This window comes from Vibrio sp. 10N.261.55.F4, assembly GCF_041470465.1.
Lineage (GTDB): Bacteria > Pseudomonadota > Gammaproteobacteria > Enterobacterales > Vibrionaceae > Vibrio > Vibrio crassostreae_C.
The window spans coordinates 90713-108580 of record NZ_JBFRMM010000010.1 but is presented as its reverse complement, the minus strand read 5'-3'; the positions used below and the strand labels follow the sequence as shown (position 1 = coordinate 108580).

General features: G+C 43.7%; 15 protein-coding genes. 7 read left to right on the top strand and 8 right to left on the bottom strand.

What is annotated here, in order from left to right; translation table 11 throughout:
* Positions 1-212: 212 nt before the first annotated feature.
* Together gcvT and AB4249_RS06795 are read left to right on the top strand one after the other, a co-directional pair.
* A complete protein-coding gene (gene gcvT, locus AB4249_RS06800) occupies positions 213-1346 on the top strand; it encodes a glycine cleavage system aminomethyltransferase GcvT (protein WP_372102622.1) in 1134 nt (377 codons plus the stop codon).
* Between the two features lie 278 nt (positions 1347-1624).
* Positions 1625-2695 carry a trypsin-like serine protease gene (locus AB4249_RS06795; RefSeq protein WP_372102620.1) on the top strand — a complete coding sequence of 357 codons (1071 nt, stop codon included), beginning with the start codon at positions 1625-1627 and terminating at the stop codon, positions 2693-2695.
* A 91-nt stretch (positions 2696-2786) separates the two neighbouring features.
* Here the strand turns inward: AB4249_RS06795 and AB4249_RS06790 are convergent, their stop codons facing one another.
* On the bottom strand, positions 2787-3113 hold the full coding sequence (locus AB4249_RS06790; RefSeq protein ID WP_371721399.1) for a hypothetical protein: 327 nt from the start codon (positions 3111-3113) through the stop codon (positions 2787-2789).
* Positions 3114-3312: 199 nt separating this feature from the next.
* Here AB4249_RS06790 and AB4249_RS06785 point away from each other — a divergent pair, with 199 nt between their 5' ends.
* Positions 3313-3630, top strand: a complete 318-nt coding sequence (locus AB4249_RS06785) for a helix-turn-helix transcriptional regulator (RefSeq protein WP_017059843.1) — start codon at positions 3313-3315, stop codon at positions 3628-3630.
* Between the two features lie 93 nt (positions 3631-3723).
* Here the strand turns inward: AB4249_RS06785 and arfB are convergent, their stop codons facing one another.
* A complete protein-coding gene (gene arfB, locus AB4249_RS06780; RefSeq protein ID WP_017059842.1) occupies positions 3724-4134 on the bottom strand; it encodes an alternative ribosome rescue aminoacyl-tRNA hydrolase ArfB in 411 nt (136 codons plus the stop codon).
* An 87-nt stretch (positions 4135-4221) separates the two neighbouring features.
* Here arfB and AB4249_RS06775 point away from each other — a divergent pair, with 87 nt between their 5' ends.
* On the top strand, positions 4222-4827 hold the full coding sequence (locus AB4249_RS06775; RefSeq protein WP_102331909.1) for a beta-phosphoglucomutase family hydrolase: 606 nt from the start codon (positions 4222-4224) through the stop codon (positions 4825-4827).
* Between the two features lie 63 nt (positions 4828-4890).
* On the opposite strand, the gene AB4249_RS06770 is transcribed toward AB4249_RS06775, so the two are convergent.
* From AB4249_RS06770 to AB4249_RS06755, 4 genes are all read right to left on the bottom strand, one after another.
* Positions 4891-6795: a GGDEF domain-containing protein gene (locus tag AB4249_RS06770; RefSeq protein ID WP_102331910.1), complete on the bottom strand. Its 1905-nt coding sequence runs from the start codon at positions 6793-6795 to the stop codon at positions 4891-4893.
* 237 nt (positions 6796-7032) lie between these two features.
* On the bottom strand, positions 7033-8781 hold the full coding sequence (locus tag AB4249_RS06765; RefSeq protein WP_017059839.1) for a formate--tetrahydrofolate ligase: 1749 nt from the start codon (positions 8779-8781) through the stop codon (positions 7033-7035).
* Positions 8782-9075: 294 nt separating this feature from the next.
* Positions 9076-10380 (bottom strand): inosine/guanosine kinase, encoded by a 1305-nt coding sequence (locus tag AB4249_RS06760; protein ID WP_017069885.1) that lies wholly within the window; start codon positions 10378-10380, stop codon positions 9076-9078.
* Positions 10381-10509: 129 nt separating this feature from the next.
* Entirely contained in the window at positions 10510-10989 is a 480-nt protein-coding gene (locus tag AB4249_RS06755; protein ID WP_371725173.1) for a CreA family protein, read from the bottom strand.
* A 248-nt stretch (positions 10990-11237) separates the two neighbouring features.
* Between AB4249_RS06755 and AB4249_RS06750 the strand changes: the two genes are divergently transcribed.
* From AB4249_RS06750 to AB4249_RS06740, 3 genes are all read left to right on the top strand, one after another.
* On the top strand, positions 11238-11732 hold the full coding sequence (locus AB4249_RS06750) for a hypothetical protein (protein ID WP_017064644.1): 495 nt from the start codon (positions 11238-11240) through the stop codon (positions 11730-11732).
* Positions 11733-11792: 60 nt separating this feature from the next.
* Positions 11793-13601 carry an HD domain-containing phosphohydrolase gene (locus AB4249_RS06745; RefSeq protein WP_372102618.1) on the top strand — a complete coding sequence of 603 codons (1809 nt, stop codon included), beginning with the start codon at positions 11793-11795 and terminating at the stop codon, positions 13599-13601.
* A 303-nt stretch (positions 13602-13904) separates the two neighbouring features.
* Positions 13905-14630, top strand: coding sequence for an HAD-IA family hydrolase (locus AB4249_RS06740; RefSeq protein ID WP_048612527.1), 726 nt, complete (start codon positions 13905-13907; stop codon positions 14628-14630).
* A gap of 408 nt (positions 14631-15038) precedes the next feature.
* Here the strand turns inward: AB4249_RS06740 and AB4249_RS06735 are convergent, their stop codons facing one another.
* Positions 15039-16463, bottom strand: a complete 1425-nt coding sequence (locus tag AB4249_RS06735) for a methyl-accepting chemotaxis protein (RefSeq protein ID WP_017064641.1) — start codon at positions 16461-16463, stop codon at positions 15039-15041.
* Positions 16464-16611: 148 nt separating this feature from the next.
* Positions 16612-17835, bottom strand: a complete 1224-nt coding sequence (locus tag AB4249_RS06730; RefSeq protein ID WP_017059832.1) for an aromatic amino acid transport family protein — start codon at positions 17833-17835, stop codon at positions 16612-16614.
* Positions 17836-17868: the final 33 nt, after the last annotated feature.

Genomic DNA, 17868 nt, shown 5'->3' with positions numbered 1-17868 from the left:
GTTTACTGAAGTGAATTCTTAGAAAGTGAGTTGTAGAGTTTTTGTACTGCTGTCTGTTTTTATAACGCTAGTAATAAAAGCCTATATAGAAGACATCACTTTTTACTATCTACTGTTTCTAACGTTAACCCATATCGTTAGAGGCGACTCTAAATAGAGATATAAGCGGCAGATTCGATTTGGAAAGCCTGCAACGCTTCATGGAGAATAAAATGACTCAAGAACACGCTAATCAAGACCTACTAAAAACACCTCTGCATGCACTTCACGTTGAAGTCGGCGCAAAAATGGTTCCTTTTGCTGGCTACGACATGCCAGTTCAGTATCCACTAGGTGTAAAGAAAGAGCACTTACACACTCGTGACGCTGCTGGTCTTTTTGATGTTTCTCACATGGGGCAACTGCGTCTACACGGTGAAAATGCAGCCGCTGTTTTAGAATCTCTGGTTCCAGTAGATATTATCGACCTGCCTTCTGGTAAGCAGCGCTACGCCTTCTTTACTAATGAACAGGGCGGCATCATGGATGATCTTATGGTTGCTAACCTTGGCGATCACCTATTTGTTGTTGTGAACGCGGCGTGTAAAACACAAGATATCGACCACCTAACGGCTCACCTTCCTGCAGACGTAGAAATGGAAGTGATTGATGACCGCGCTCTATTAGCACTTCAAGGTCCGAAAGCGTCTGAAGTTCTTGCTCGTTTCCAACCAAGTGTTGCAGACATGCTGTTCATGGACGTTCAAAAAGTCGATATCGACGGCGTAGAGTGCATTGTAAGCCGCAGTGGTTATACCGGTGAAGACGGCTACGAAATCTCAGTACCGAACGATCACGCTGAAGCACTTGCTCGTAAACTAACATCAGAAGCAGAAGTTGAGTGGATTGGCCTTGGTGCTCGTGACTCGCTTCGTCTTGAGTGTGGTCTATGTTTATACGGTCACGACCTAGACACAACGACAACACCAGTAGAAGCTAGCCTTCTATGGGGTATTCAAAAAGTTCGTCGTACTGACGGTGAGCGTGCAGGCGGTTTCCCAGGCGCTGATATCATCCTTGAGCAAATCGCAACGAAAGATGTTCAACGTAAACGTGTTGGTCTAGTGGGTCAAACTAAAGCACCAGTACGTGAAGGTGCTGAATTGTTCGATGCTGAAGACAACAAGATTGGTGTTGTAACAAGTGGTACTGCTGGCCCTAATGCAGGCAAGCCAGTTTCTATGGCGTACGTTCGTACAGACCTAGCAGCAATTGGCACTGAAGTATTCGCTGACGTTCGTGGCAAGAAGCTACCAATGACAGTAGAAAAAATGCCTTTCGTACCTCAGCGTTACTACCGTGGCTAATCTCTTTTAAGAGAAAACACCAAGTTTAACGAAAGCCTATTGTTTGCTTCTCTTTATTGGTAAGCCTAACGGTAGGCTTTTTTGTTTTTGGTAGCGTATGTTTTGCGAGCGTATTAGGTTTAGCGTTACCCACTAACAACGGTTACTTAAAATTCGTTTATAAAATGAGATATGTGGCGATATCGTTACAAATACTTACTATAATCACGGTTGTGACGTGTTATGGTGACGATTCATCATTTTTGTAAATAAGTCGTAGGGGTTACAAGGAGTTAACTATGAACGTAAACCATACAATGAGTCCGGTTCGTAAAGCCGTCTTAGGGCTTTTAGCGCCATTGATTTACACATCAAGTGTTATGGCGACAGAAAACTCGGTCGAAAGTACTCCTAATACGGGTGTAACACCTTATATCGTGAATGGTAGCAATGCTTCGGTCACTGAGTTTCCTTCGATGGCGAGCTTGTTCATTGATCGTATTGATTATGACGGTGTTTACTCTACAGGCCCTTACTGTGGAGCAACAATTTTAGATCCAACGCATATTCTGACGGCAGCACACTGTATTTACGGCAATGAAGAAGGGCAGTTATTTACGGTTGTCGTTCCTCAAATTGAAGATACTTCTCAGTTTCCTAATGGGAACATCCAAAAAGCGCGAGTCTCAGAAGTTTACTATCGCAGTGACTATTCAAATGCGTTGAGTGATCTATTACGCAATGATGTTGCTATTCTTAAGCTAGAAAGCGCACTTAATATCGACTCAATCAATGATGTTGTAAAGCGTCCTAGTTCGGATGGTTATCGCAGTTCTTCTGAGGCGTTTACCGCTGTGGGCCATGGTGATACACGCACTGGTTTCGACGGAACCACTTTGCTACAAAAAGCAAACCTCAATTATGTAGACAATGCGACTTGTAAAACGGTATTTGCTGCTGGCAATGAGTTAACAGAGAATCAAATTTGTTTCGTTGGAGATGTGGCTACTTCTGGCTTGTACGGTGGCACTTGTCAAGGTGACTCTGGAGGTCCTGTCTACTGGAAGGATGGTTCGGTTTACAGACAAGTAGGGATTACCAGCTTTGGTCCTGAAACGTGTGGTGGCAGCTCAAGAGTAACTTCGGTATTCACTGAAATCTATGACTACAGAGATTGGATTACAGATGTAACTGGTGGTGTGATAGATAGTTCTGAAACCGTTCAAATTTCAGCAACAGAAGCTAAGCGAACGGCTTATGTGAATGCACGGACTTCATCTGGTTCAGGCGGCAGTGGAGGCAGTTTGTCGTTTGGCGTGCTAGGCGCGTTGATGTTACTCGGTAGGTTTAGAAGAGCGATGTCTTGTTAGATACCCACGTCTTCATGTTAGCTAAACAAACGGCCAGTCATTCAACTATGACTGGCCGTTTTTGTTTTGTTTGTTTAAGCCGTTCAGAGGATTAGGCACAGAATTCAGTAGACGCTTTTCTACTGTACCTTTCGACAATCACATCCATCTCTTTAACTGCGTCGTTGATGCTTTGAATACCGCCTTGTGCGACACCTTTTTCATTTTGGTTCAGAGCAGAAAAGGCCTGCTTCAATTCTTTCTCTTCCAACATACTTCCGTGCAGCAGCACTTCTTTGTAAGTGAGTAGCCTATGCTGCACTGCAATAATTTCGGAGCGGGCATTGTCCGTTTCTAATGCGTGCTTAATGCAAGGAAATGCCAATTTATAACGATTCGCAATTTCCAATATGACGTCTTTCTTATTCGCAATTTGCAATTTTTCTAATTTCCCAACACTTGAATACTCAAGTTACCTAGCCGTACGTTCACAACTGATATCAGTGTGAAGGTTTATGAAACGTAACGGTTTTATCAAGCGAATAATATGCCTTTGATGGCTTATGTAAACCATCACAAGTCAATATGGTCTGCTTCTTGCTGAATTTAGGACATAACTGTCTTTTGAGGATGAGCTTATGTCACAAGAACCCATAATATTGGCGCTGATTGAGCGTAGGAAACAAGCCAACTTGTCTCAAGAAAAGTTAGCCTCGAGTGCAGGAATGAGCTTAAAAACCTATCAAAGGATTGAACGCGGAGAGGCGGACATCAAGATGTCTCAGTATCGTTCAATCACTAGAACCTTAAAAGTGACGGATTTGGATGTGGTGCTTGATATTGTTGGCGCATCACAAGTAACAGCGGAAGATGTAGCTGCGGTCAGTCGTCTGCTGACCAGCGAAGAGCGCCTGTTGTTGATCAAGCTGATTTTGTCGGTCAAAAAGAAGCAGTAGTCTTTCTTTCAAATAAACAGCGTAATAGATCGATTCGTTAGTCAAATTGACAGATACTTCTAGGGTAATGTGTTCTCTGAGGGCATGAAGCCATCAGCTCACTCTTCCACGCAGCTGTTTGGTGGTGCTTCTTTGTTTTTTGCTTTCTAAACGTCTTTTCTGAGAGCCACGCGTCGGCTTAGTTGCTCGTCTTACTTTTTGAACCTTTGTCGCTTCCAAGATCAATTCTTTCAAGCGCACTAAAGCATCATCTCGGTTTTGTTCCTGAGTTCTATACTGTTGCGCTTTAATGATAATCACACCGTCTTTGGTGATGCGGCTATCTTTGTGTGCGAGGAGCTTTTCTTTATAGAAGTCAGGTAGGGTAGAGTGCTTGATATCAAAACGTAAATGTATCGCGCTCGATACTTTATTGACGTTCTGACCGCCGGCTCCTTGTGCTCTGATCGCTGTTAACTGAAGTTCCCAGTCTTGAATCGAAACAGAATTAGATATTTGTAACATAAACATCCATTTTGAACGGTAATATGGCGCCATGATACTGAATATTGGTTATGGTATCAGTAACTTTATTAAAGAGTGGTAGTAGTGATGAAAATAGATTTAACGGCATATGAAGGATTAATCTTTGATATGGACGGTACGTTGATCGATACAATGCCTGCACATGTAAAGGCGTGGCAGCAAACGGCTGAAGAGTTTGGTTTTCATTTTGAAGCGTCTTGGCTACATAGTTTAGGTGGCATGCCGAGTTATAAGATAGCCGGTGAGGTGAACAGCAAATACGGTTTATCGCTCGACCCACAAGCGGTTTCTACGTTTAAAATGGCGTCGTTTGCGGCTATTGAAGACAAAGGAGACGTTATCCCTTGTACTCACTCTCTGTTGTTAGAGCATCTGGGTAACAAGAAGATTGCAGTAGGAACGGGCAGTCAACGTAAAAGTGCCGAACAGTTGTTGGACAAAACAGATATTTTGAGCAAGCTGGATATCCTAGTGACAGCAACAGATGTGAAGAATCACAAACCAAATCCGGATACCTTCTTAGATGCGTGTTTTGGTATGGGATTACAGCCAAAGCAGTGTGTTGTGTTTGAAGATACGAACTTAGGTAAGCAGGCTGCTCATGCTGCGAACATGGATTGTATTCTGGTGGTAGAAGGGAAAAAGTTAGAGTTCTATCCAGCACCAAGCTGATTGAAAGGATTGGGTTGTTAAACCGCCAAACTGATAGCCTAGCGGAACAATACTGATTTTCTGTTAGGCGATTTCGCTCATTTCGCTGTCTAGGAACAGGCAAACACTGTTTCGACCTGCGGCTTTGGCTTCATAGAGTGCTAAATCCGCACACTTGTAGTTGAGAGTAGGGTCGTTGGTCAGGTTGGTGATTCCGCCACTGACCGTCACCACGTTGTCGAGCTCAATATTGACTGCGATTCTCAATCTGTTAAGCACATATTCAGCTTCTTCAGTTGTGGTATGAGGCAGAATAACGCCAAACTCTTCGCCACCAATGCGAGCCACAAAATCAGTTTCTCGACACTCACGTTGTAATACCTCAGCAACGGTTTGAATGACGCGATCACCATAATCGTGACCAAATCTGTCGTTAATGCGTTTGAAATAGTCTATGTCCAAGATCGCTAAGCAAGAGTGTTCGCGAGTAGGGTATCGATTCACACGAGAGCACTCATCTCTCAGCTCAAGATCGAACTTACGGCGGTTCCAACACCCAGCTAAGGCATCTTTTTCGCTCAGGTTTCTCAGTTTGTTTTCTAGCTCTTTGTGTTTACTGATATCCACAAATGAAGCGACATAAAACTGAATCACGTCTTTCGAGTCTTTAATGGTTTGGATTCGCAATATTTCCGTGATCAAAGATCCGTCTTTACGGCGATTGACCACTTCGCCTTCCCATACCCCAGTCTTAGTGATTATGCTCCACATCTTGATGTAGAACTCTTCGTTGTAGCGACCAGAGGCAAACATGGATGGTTGGCGGCCTTTTACGTCTTCTAACTCGTAGCCACTAACACGGGTGAATTCTTGGTTTACCTTGATGATACGGTTGTTTCTGTCGGTAATCACTAAGGCAGACATACCATTCATCGCGGCTTTAGCCAGTTGACTATCGATACTGTTCTTCTTGTGGTTACTGTTCCACAATACAAAGCCAGCGGAGATCATCGAAATCAAGAAAGACAAGGTGATGATCTGAACGACAATCGCTTGTTTTTCTTGTCGGTATTGACTGCTGAAATGCTGATTCTCAATGTGAAGAACCATGTAAATAGGGCCTGCAAACTGCTTTATCTTTGGGCTGATGTCCGAGTGGAAATACCAGTTCTTACCATCGAAATAGCTAGACGAAGAGTTGTCTTGAATGTCTTTCCAAAGCTCTGGGTATAGCTTTGCGTATGTCTTGTCTGAACGTGATTCAATCACATGCCCAAATGATTCAGCTGGGTCAGGGCCCATGATGACATGACCAGTTTTGTTTAGAATGACCGGGACTGCATCTGAGTCTCCAATTTGGTAATGAAGGCGGTTGTAAATCTCTAGCATGTTTAGATTTGCAATGAAGTAACCAATAATTCGATTCCCTTCAGCGACTGGCGTCATAATGCGAAGCGCCGGCGTTAACGGGTGGATGATTTCTCCATTTTCCATTTCTAGGTCAATGCCTCTGGATCTGACATCGCCAATCTCTAATTTCTGAAGCATCTGGTAGTAATCTCGAGAAGATTTGTTCTGCAGTTCGTTCTCGGGGACGACAGTGGCTCGACCGTCTTTGTAGTTAACGCGGAACACTTCGTTGCCGGCTAGATCGAGATAACGAAGCTGGGAATAGTATTTTTGGCCACGAGCTAACATCACCCAAAGATCTTGCAGGGTTTCTTTATGGATAATAGAAGGTTCTCGAATCGCTCGGAGTAGTGTTTGAGAGTCGGCGATTGACGGAACAGAGTTAGAGATTTGCTCAACAATAACAGCGAGTTCATGAAAGCTGTATTCGATCTGGTTCTGGCTGGACTGTTGGATATTTAGCGTGTGCTGAGCTTCAACCCTGTCAAATTCAGAGTTAATGTAGAGGGCAGGGACTAGTCCTAGGGCAAAGATGGTACATAGAAATTGGCTGACTAGTTTTTTTATACTTGTATTCATCACTGTCCTCAAAGAATCAGCGCAATACTATATATTTTATAGGGTTTTTAATGTGATCTTGACCCAGAAGTTAAGACAAGATTCGCATATAACTACGATTTAAGTGCAACTTTTTGCATTTAAGCTTGATTGTTGAGCAATCACTTCGTTAGTAAATGATTGCTCAATATAGAACACTGCTCCGAAACCTAAGCTAAATTAGTCGCGATTAATTGCCGATTATCTAACTAAGGGCAGCTAGCTTAGGCCGACGATATTTCCATTACTATCAATATCTAACGACATGAACGCCGGTTTGTCAGGCAAGCCTGGCATGGTCATTACATTGCCGCACAACGCGTAAATAAAGCCAGCACCAGCACACAATTTTAGTTCTCTAACAGGCACGTCAAATTGGGTTGGTGCACCTTTTACGTGTGCTTCTGTCGAGATCGATAGTGGTGTTTTTGCCAAACAAACTGATAGGTCGCTATAGCCATGCAGTTTGAATTCAGCCAGTTGTTTTTTAGCCAGTGGAGATAGCGAAATACTTGCCGCGCCATAACCAACTTCAGCAACTGCCATCAGCTTTTCTTCTAGGCTTTGCTCTGAGTGATACAAAGGCTTAAATTCACTCTGTTTTTGGCAAGCTTTGACTACAGCGTGAGCCAGTTGAGTCGCGCCTTCGCCACCTTGACCAAATGCTTCGCTTACTTCAACGTTAACGCTTGAGTCGAAGTCGGTGATCATCTGTTTCAAAGCATCGAGCTCTTGAGCTGAGTCTTGTGGGAATCGGTTAATCGCAACAACTGTAGGCACTTGGTATTGCTTAACGTTGTTGATGTGCCATTTTAGGTTCTCAAAGCCTGCAATTAGCGCGTCTTGGTCATCATTAAAAATTGAATCTGGTAATGGAGTGCCGGGTCTCAAATCGTATAAACCAGAGTTGGCCTTTAATCCACGTAATGTTGCAACAACCACAGCGCAATCGGGCTTTTTGTTCGACGCTTTTGCTTTTATGTTGCACGCTTTTTCAAAGCCCATATCTGAGCCGAAACCACCTTCGGTCACGACAAAGTCACTCAGTTTTAACGCTATCTTATCGGCAATAATTGAAGAGTTACCATGTGCGATGTTCGCGAAAGGCCCGGCGTGAATTAGGGTAGGAACGCCTTCAAGGGTTTGCATCAATGTTGGTTCAATAGAATCCTTCATGGTTACGGTCATTGCGCCTGCAACGTTGAAGTCATCTGCGGTCAACGGCAAGCCTTGTTTGTTGTAGGCAAGTACCACTCGTCCGATGCGCTTTCTCAAATCTTGAAGGTCATTGGCTAGAGCAAGAATGGCCATTAGCTCTGAAGCAGCTGAGATATCAAATCCATCTTCTCGCTCAAAGCCGTTAATTGTTTTGTCTGCTTCGTTCTTGCCAACCGTGATCATGCGTAGTGCGCGATCATTGTGGTCAAGTACACGTCGCCAAACGATTCTGCTTGGGTCAATATCCAAGGCTTTTAAGCCAGAACGCGCTTCAAACGCCTCTAAGCCTTCCCGTTGTTCATGATACAAACGTGCATCAATGGCGGCAGAGGCGAGGTTGTGAGCGGCCGTAACAGCATGAATATCGCCCGTCAGGTGCAGGTTTAATTGTTCCATAGGGGCAACTTGAGAGTAACCACCACCCGCAGCGCCACCTTTTACACCAAATACCGGACCCATTGAAGGCTGGCGAATGCAGGCCATTGCAGATTGGTTAATCTCTGCGAGGCCTTGTGCTAATCCGATAGTAGTGACGGTTTTGCCTTCACCAAGAGGTGTCGGTGTGATCGCCGTGACTACGACTAATTTACCATCTTGTTGGTTGGCGAGGCGTTCAAGTGACGTGAGAGACACTTTAGATTTGAATTGCCCTAATGGCTGATGTTCGTTGTGGTGCAGGCCAGCTTGCTTGGCAACCTCACTGATGTTTTTAAGGGGAGTAGAGCGACAAATATCAATATCAGACAGCATATTTGATCCTTATATCAGAACCGAAAGGCGGTACGTAAACGTTTGCGTGGCGATAGTACTGTATAAATTTGCCAAGTAAAGGCAAACCACACGAATTATGTGCTGGAAGATAACAGATCTAAAGAGTCATTGCGCGAGATCAAATCTTAAACGAGCAAAATATTCGATATGATTAACTTCACCTGCCGTTATATTGGTGTTGAATACAAAAAGGGCTGCATATAGCAGCCCTTCAAGGAATGGGTAATCTCACTTGGCGTTAACCTTTAAGAGGTAACTGCCTAATATGGTCGATTAACGATCCCAGTATGTTTCTTCTAAGCTATCTTCGCGTTCAGGTAATGCACGAGAAAGGCGAGGAGAGTGCTGAGTCAACACTTCGTAGCTTACACGGTTTGCGTACTTACAAATTTGAGACAGTGAAGAGTAAGTTAGACAAGTGTGCTCGTGTTTCTCTGAGTTTGGTACATTCACGTGGTGGTAGCTATTTGCTGCCATGTCGTGAAGTAGTGCTGAAAGTGCACCATCGCCAGCGCCATTGGTATTCTTAATCTCAAGTGGGCCACCTAGGTAAGGGCCAATGTGAGAGTACACTTTTACTGGGTCTTTACAGTCTTGCTTACGCATCGCACGGCTGAATTCGTATTTATTGAACTCAGGGATGTTACCCGGTAACAATGGCAGTGTGGTTTCGCGTTTCGCTGGTTCGTCAGTGTAACCTGCCATGTATAGACCAATAGGACCTGCAGTACATAGAACTAGGTCAACCCACTCAAGTGCCTTGTTAGCAGCCAATAGAGGATCTTTTTCACCCGTTAGCGCTTCACCTTCATCTTCGTTCATCGCGACGATGGTTACGTTTTCTTTCAGGTATTCTTGCCACCATTCAGCGTTGCCTTCGATCACATACTTAGTACCAAGTGTTAGTACAACAGGCACATTGTGCGCTTTCGCGTATTCAATCGCTTTTTGTACCGCTTTTGGCATCGGATCTTCAGGTTTGCCACGCATTAGGTATGACGACACAACCAATGCAGAAGCTTTCTCGAAGACTTTTTCAGGAATGCTTTCTGGAAGAAGTTGGTTCATGTGGCCTTCGTTGATTGCAAACGTACGTTCGCCATCTTCAGAAATCAGCGTGTAACAACGACCAATTGGACCATCAACAGTTTGAAGGTGGTTTAGATTCATACGAGAAGAAGTGCGGCAAAGGTAACGATAACCAAATGAGCCAACTTCAATCTTCTTAGACATTACGCCAAGCAGGACCGATTTGCTGTCCGCAAGTACGGAATAGTTGTGCAGTGTGTTGCCGATAGTATCGCCAGGATATTGATGCGTGATCAAACCGCGCTCAACTAACTCTTCATACAGCGCATCTGCTTTACTTTCTTCCAATACCAGTGAGTGACCTTTACTCAGCTCGTATTTTTCTAGGAACTCGTTGTCAACACGGGCTTCGATATCAACAATCGTTTGGCCAACACCCACAATCGTTGCGCGGTGAAGCTTAGGCGTTTGTTGAATTTGGTTGACCAACGGATCACGTGCGTGAGTTGGAAAGTAGTGCTTAGATTTACGCTGTCCAGGAAACTTCATATGAAAAATACAGTGAAAAAATTTTGCCGCATGATATCACATTTTGTTTCTGTTTCTTTCATTTTTATTACATTTTGAATCACCTGCACAATGTCTGTACAGGTGATTCAACTAACTATATGTTTGAAACTACTCGGTTGGCTGTACTAACGCCGCTGGATCAACGTAAGCCTCTGTACCCCATAGTGGAACAGTTGAAAGGCTGTGTTTGAAGCTACCTTCTGTTTCTTTGGTGGTGTAAGACAAGTAGAGCAGCGACTGATTCTCTGCATCGTAGATACGACGAACCTTCATTGTTTTAAAGAAGATACTTTTCGATTGCTTGAATACCACTTCGCCAGACTTACTCTTGTCTATTTGAGCAATCATTTCTGGTGTAATTTCACCTGTTTGACGACAAGATATAGAGCTATCACTTGGATCAGAAAGGCTAAGGTTTGCTTCGATTGATGCGATATGACAGGTAACACCCGCGATCTTATCGTCATCTAATGAAGACATCTTGATATCCTTCATTGTGAAGAAACCCAGTGAGACGTCGCCAACCTCGTTGTCCGAACAGCCAGCTAACATTGTCACGATACCTGCTGCTATTAAGGCTTTTTTCATAAGAAGTCCTTTTTATTTATATAGTTCTGTTTACTATAAGGATATTGAAAGCTTGGATACGAGTGTAGAGCTTTTCGTTAAGTTCTTAAAGGATGTTGTTGGATAATGAAAAATATGAAGCATTTAAAGTACTTGTTGGCCTTGGTCATGCTCTGTATGCTCTCTGCTTGTAGCTCGGCACCTCAGCCGACCGTATGTCTTCCAAATAACTGCGATATTTGGGGATACTAACCGTAGGTACTAAAAGAATGAATAACGAAATACCTGAAATTGCACACAAGAAAAACCAATGGCTATTTAGTCAGCTCGATATTGCTTACCCCGCAAAAGAGAGCCTCCTCGGCCGTGAACTTTATCAAAGCAAACTTCCATCCAAGACATACCAACTCCTAGCACAAGATCAAACTCCTTCCCAAATTGATGAACTGCATAAAGTCGATTTCCATAAATTGACCGTGCTATTTTCACTCAACCAAGCAAGCGTTTACCAAGATGAAATCGAAAGGGCACACATGCTTGAGTTCTTGAGCCAAATTATGCTTTCTGACGATCATGTATTATATATTGGTACTCAAAACGGTGAAGTTGTGGCGAGCGCTATCGTCACAGAAGCGGATGGTTCCCTATTGATCTCGGATGTCGTTGCTGAAAATGGTCAAAGTATCAACAACTTTGCTAAGCAGTTACACGATTTTTGGGCACAAGATCATGCTTCTTGCGATAAAGTATGGATCGAGAACTAAAGATTCTTTGACAAAGCGTTAATCTAAGTACAATACCCCGTCTTATTTAAAGGGTATTGTATGTACAAGCTATTGATATCAATCGCTGTATTATGTGTTAGCGCTTATTCTTCACTCAGTTTTGCTAACGACTGGGATATTAAACGCATCCTAGTTTTACACTCATACGAACCTTCTTATCAATGGACTGCTGACTTCCAAAAAGGGATAGACAGTGCGTTCAGCCAGTCTCAAACCGAAGTTAAACTCTCAATAGAGTATTTGGATTCAAAGCGTGTCCACAGCCCAGAGTATTACGACTCTCTCGCGAACTACTTACGTGCGAAGTATGCAGGTTATAAATTTGATGGCGTAATTGCGACGGACGATAACGCAGCCAATTTTCTTGAATCTCTGCCTAATTTGATTGATCGCTCCACACCTGTCGTTGCAGCCGGCATCAATGATTTCAGCACCGACATGTACGCGGTGTCTGACAGAGCAACTGTGCTTTACGAGAACGATCAGATAGACGTTAATATTAAGCTGATCTCCAAATTAAGACCTAATCTAAAGAATCTCTATTTTGTAAATGATTATAGTGTCACGTCTGAATTGATTCATAAAGAAATGAACAAAATGATGGCTGAATTTTCAAATATCAATCTCGTAGAAATTCGCGACTTGTCGCTGGAGCATACGAGCCAATTTTTGGAAGGGATCTCTGCGGACGATGCGGTATTGCTCAGTCATTACAACACCGAGTTAAAGCAAGGGGTTTATCACACTTACCAAGAGATTGCGGATACGTTGTCAAAAGCGAGTGCTGCTCCGGTGTTTGCTTTGTGGCAGTTCTATATTTCGGGTGATGTACTCGGTGGCTACGTTAATCACTCACAAAGCATGGGTGAAGAGGCCGTCGATGCGTTGGATAAATACCTTCCACTTGGTTTTACTACACCGTTAACTCCCGGAGACAACAAACGTTTTGTATTCAATTACCCTGCAATGAAGAGATACGGGATTAGTGGAAACGCGTTACCTGACGAAGCGGTTTTCATTAACGAGCCTTCATCCTTTATTCGCAAAAACTTCCAGTTGTTATTGGGGCTGTCGATGGTGATTGCGGGTTTGAGCCTGATCATCTTGATGCAATTTGTCACTCTGCGCCAAAAGAAAGAGTTGGCGAATAAGAACAAACGAATCTTAAAGCTTCAGAAACAGACCTTGAATATCCAAAAGGATATGATTCATGTTCTCGGAGAAGCAATTGAAACCCGCTCTGGCGAAACAGGTAATCACGTTAAGCGTGTAGCCAAGCTGTCTGCATTGCTAGCGAAGTATCGTGGCTTGAGCCATCGTGAGGTCGAGATGATTGAGATCATCAGCCCAATGCACGATGTGGGTAAGATTTCTGTCCCTGAATCGATCTTGGATAAACCTGGGAAATTAACCGACCAAGAGTGGGAGGTGATGAAGCTTCATACTACGGCTGGCTATAACTTACTGAAGAGCGGAGCGGGTGATATTACCAACCTCGCAGCAATCATTGCTAACGAACATCACGAGCGTTGGGATGGTGCTGGATACCCGAATGGCAAAGTGGGGGATGAAATACACTTGTTTGCTCGTATCACAGCTGTAGCCGATGTATTTGATGCGCTCCTTAGTGCACGTTGCTACAAAGAACCGTGGCCATTAGAGATGGTGGTCGATTTGTTCGAGCGAGAGTGTGGCTACCAGTTTGATCCTCAGCTAACTAAATTGCTACTGAAACACTTACCCGAGTTTGTCGCTATCCGAGATTCGTATCCCGATACTGGAACTATAGAATATGCGTCTGCACCTACTATTGAAGCAAAGGTATTAGAAGAGTCGGTTGTTAGCTAACCGTTGCTTTATCTGAGTAGCCTATAAGTCTTATTTTTTATCTATTCATCACGATCCGGCTAGAAAGTAGTGATTTATATTTTCCCCTGAAATTGAGTCGCTTATGTAAACCTCGCAGCATTTGATTTCGTAGAATTTGGGCTAATTTGATGAAAACTGTTGCTTATGCCGAGCGATAAAGTGATCAACTCCATATTTCGCGAAGAGAAATAAGCCTGTATCTGCAAACTGTTACCTCAATCATCTCGCGCATTGAAAGAACACTATAGGATAAAACTTGGATTCAATCTGAGTGAGATACCTATGCGGTTAGAACAGACTAAATGTGTGATTTTCGATTGTGACGGAACACTTATCGATAGTGAAAAGCTGTGCTGCCAAGCTTTGGTGAACGTTTTCACTGGCTTTGGAGCGGAGCTAAACGTCAACGACTGCTATGCGCATTTCCAAGGCGGGAAGCTAGCTGACATCTTAATGGATACACAAGAACGTCTTGGGCTATCTATCTCGATTGATACACTCGAACCGTTATATCGCACTGAATTAGAAGCACTGTTCCAGCGTCATTTAAAACCGATGGACGGCGCTATCGAACTTATTGAATTTCTCAAACAACAAGACATCGAGTTTTGTATTGCTTCCAATGCACCGAAATCTAGAGTTGAATCTTCATTGGCGATGACAGGCATGCTAGACGACTTCAAAGGCAAAGTGTTCTCAGCTTTTGATGCTAACAGCTGGAAGCCAGAACCTGATCTAATCATGTACACAGCCATGAACATGGGCTTTCTACCGAATGAGTGCATCTACGTGGATGATACGTTGAAAGGGATTGAGGCTGGTGTTCGCGCGGGTATCCAATCGTTTCGATTACGCCCGAGTATTGATGAAGCAATCGTAGATCCCGAAGCCGACTCAGCAGAACTCGCGGCTCAGGATATCTACAGTTTAGAAGAAATTTCAGTTTGGATTAATGGCAAGCACTGCTCAAATGGTGGTATATCGAATTCTGCAGCTTTGGTGGGGTAGAGCTTAATTGAAGGCTGACTACCTTACTAAATTGTTTGGTGTGGAAACCGCAAGATGCACAAGTAAACTTTTCTCCACTTTCTGAAAGCAGATACTCGTCGTGTTGGCATAAAGGGCATGTAATGTCGTCGGTGTTTGGTGTTTCTGTTTTATTCATTATGTGTCACCTGCAGCAAGAGGGTAAGCGAAAAAAGACCCGTTCAATTAGATTACTCCTAAGCTCGAATATTAGACAGTTCTGACACTTCTTAATCTCTCCTTTGCGACTTGCTTCATGGTAATTGATAATGTCATCGTTATTGACCATGGTTCTTGTAATGTTATTAAACAAAAGCCAAAAAGAAAGGACCCATTACGAGTCCTCATTAGTTTGTTTTCAATTCACGCCGCTAGTTCACCAGTTGATCCTTAAGTTCGGTAGCGTGCCAATGTCTGAGATAGAGAAACCGACGCTTCTGTTAGCCTAGATACGCCATTTGAAGAATTCTGAGCCACGTCTTTAATCACATCGGATTGGCTTCGAATATCGTTAAGCTCTGCTGCAATCGTATTGGCAACGTTACTTTGCTCATCGGCTGATGTTGCGATTTGGATACTCATGTCCATTAGTGCTTGAGCTGAATCTGCAATCGAGTTTACGTCGTGACCAATGTTTGAAATCAACTGGCTACTGGTTTGCGCTTGGTCAACCGTCTGTTCGGTGATCTTCGCGATATTTTGGCTCTCTTGCTGTAAGCGTTCAATCATCGCTTGGATTTCTACAGTAGCCGACTGAGTGCGGCTTGCCAGTGTTCTTACTTCATCAGCAACAACAGCGAAACCTCGGCCTTGCTCGCCCGCACGAGCGGCTTCAATCGCGGCATTTAAAGCAAGTAAGTTAGTTTGCTCTGAAATAGCATTGATCGTCGTGATGACCTCGTTAATTTGGCTCGTATTCACATTCAAGCTAGTAACAGAAGATGAGGTTTGCTCAATCAAAGAAGAAAGGGTGGTGATTTCCGAGATTGCCTGTTGAACCTTCGCGTGGCTATCGTTGATTTGCTGCGCGTCTTGTTCTGTTTGTTCAGTTGAGCGTGCAGAGATGTTAGAGACTTCATTTGCCGAAGCTGTCATCTGATCCATTGCTGTCGCTACAGAGTCTAGAGAGGCATTTTGGCTCATGATTTGTGTTTCGCTGCGCTTCATCTCAGTTTCGAAAGAAGCCGATGTTTCGCTTAGCGTTGCTGCACTGTGGTTTACGTTGTTGACTAACTCACTAAGCGTGTCCATTGAACGGTCAAGCGCACAACCAATCGTGCCGAACTCATCACGGCCAGGGTGGAAGCCAAGGCGTGATGTTAAGTCACCATCACCAATCTTTTGAGTCGTTGAATAAAGAACCCAAAGTGCGCCGCCTAGGAAAGTCGCTACCCAGTAACAGAAAAGGCCAAAAGGCACACACCACAAGAAGCTCAGTAATAAAGTGTACAGTGCTTGCTGCTTTTGATTCTGTATATCGTTAGTTGAAACGGTAAGTGAGTAGTAGTTGCCATCTTGTGCGAGTGCTGTGGCAGTCACAGAACCATTATTTGAAATAGTGGTTTGTTGAGCGCGAGTTTGCTGGCTAACAGAGCGAACAGATGCCGGGGAATCTGATGCTGATAAAATGCCTTGCAGTTGATACTCGACCTGCTGTTTTGCAGTTACGTCAATGTGTTCCATTTTGTTGACGTAGTTCAGTCCAGCTAGGCTTGCCAGAGCGGCAAAAAAGATTAAGAAAATGACCCAAAACTTGTCGTTGATCGACATCTTAATAAACAGTTTGTCTATCGTTCGAAATTGTACTTCTTTCATAAAAACTCCACGGTAAATCCTTTACCGTGGACTCTAAATAACCGACCTCAATAAAAATGTGACTTCAATCGACTAATTGTGAAAATTAATGATAGTGATATGTCATTTATGAGATCTGAATCAAGTAAATTAGTTCTGTATAGGTTTATTAGCCTAAAGAAGGCAGTAACCCTACTGAAATAAGAACTTGAATCGCAATGATAAATACGCCAACGCTACCTGCTAAAAACAACGCTTTGCTACCGCCTAACACTTGGTAACTGGCTTCTGAAGATTGTGGTTTGACAGAGAAATCAGTGTAACGAACCTTGTAGACCATCACTGTTGGTAACAGAATCGCGAGCACTGAAAGTGCAATGGCTGCGTAGCCTAAAGCCATGATGAAGCCTTGTGGGTAAAATAAGGCAAACCCCAGTGGCGGTAAGAAGGTGATAGCAGCTGTCTTAACACGTTTTGCGTTACCTAGTTTCTTGCTCAGTGAGTCGCCCATGAATTCAAATAAGCCCAAGCTCACACCAATAAAAGATGTCAGCAGTGCAAGGTCTGCAAACACACCGACGATCACGCTTAGGTTGGATTGATGAACCGTTTGCGATAGCGAGACTAATAGCGCGCCCAAGCTTGTGTCAGACAACAACTGCTCTTGGCTAATCACGCCCAAAGTAACACTTTGCCAGAAAACGTAGATAACCAGAGGCAGTGCCGAGCCAATAATCATTACCTTACGTAAAGAACGAACGTCACCATCTAGGTATCGAACAATTGATGGGATGCTGCCGTGGAAACCAAAAGAGGTAAACACAACCGGAATAGCCGCAACAATCAGGCCTTGCTGTAAAGGCATGCTCATTAAGTATTGAGAGGTAATGTTTGGCGCTAGGAAGCTGAGTACCAAAACCATCGCGATAAGCTTTAAGCCAAACAAAACGCGGTTAACTTTATCAACACTGTGTGTACCAATAGTAACAACGCCGGCAACTAATAGGGTAAATAGAAGCGTGGTGATTTGAGCATTAAGTTCGATACCCGCGATATCCGAAATTCGTTGGTTAAATTGCGCACCGCCGCCAGCTATGTATGCCGCACACAGAGCGTAGAAAAGAAACATCACCGCGAAGCTCGCAATCCACTTTCCTTTTGTCCCCAAAATGGTATGAGCTAACGTGTGTAGGGTAGCGTCAGATTCTGCGAATTGGTGAAGCTCTACCATTAATAGCGCAGTAAAAGCCATTAACGCCCATAAACCCAGCATCAAGAAAAGTGAAGTTGAAAAGCCAATACCTGCAGAAGCAAGTGGAAGAGCGAGCATGCCAGCACCAATGGTTGTGCCTGCAATGATCAAAGTACTACCAAAAACCTTTGATTTATTCATTGTATATAATTCTTTACGTTAGGGTGTGTTTTA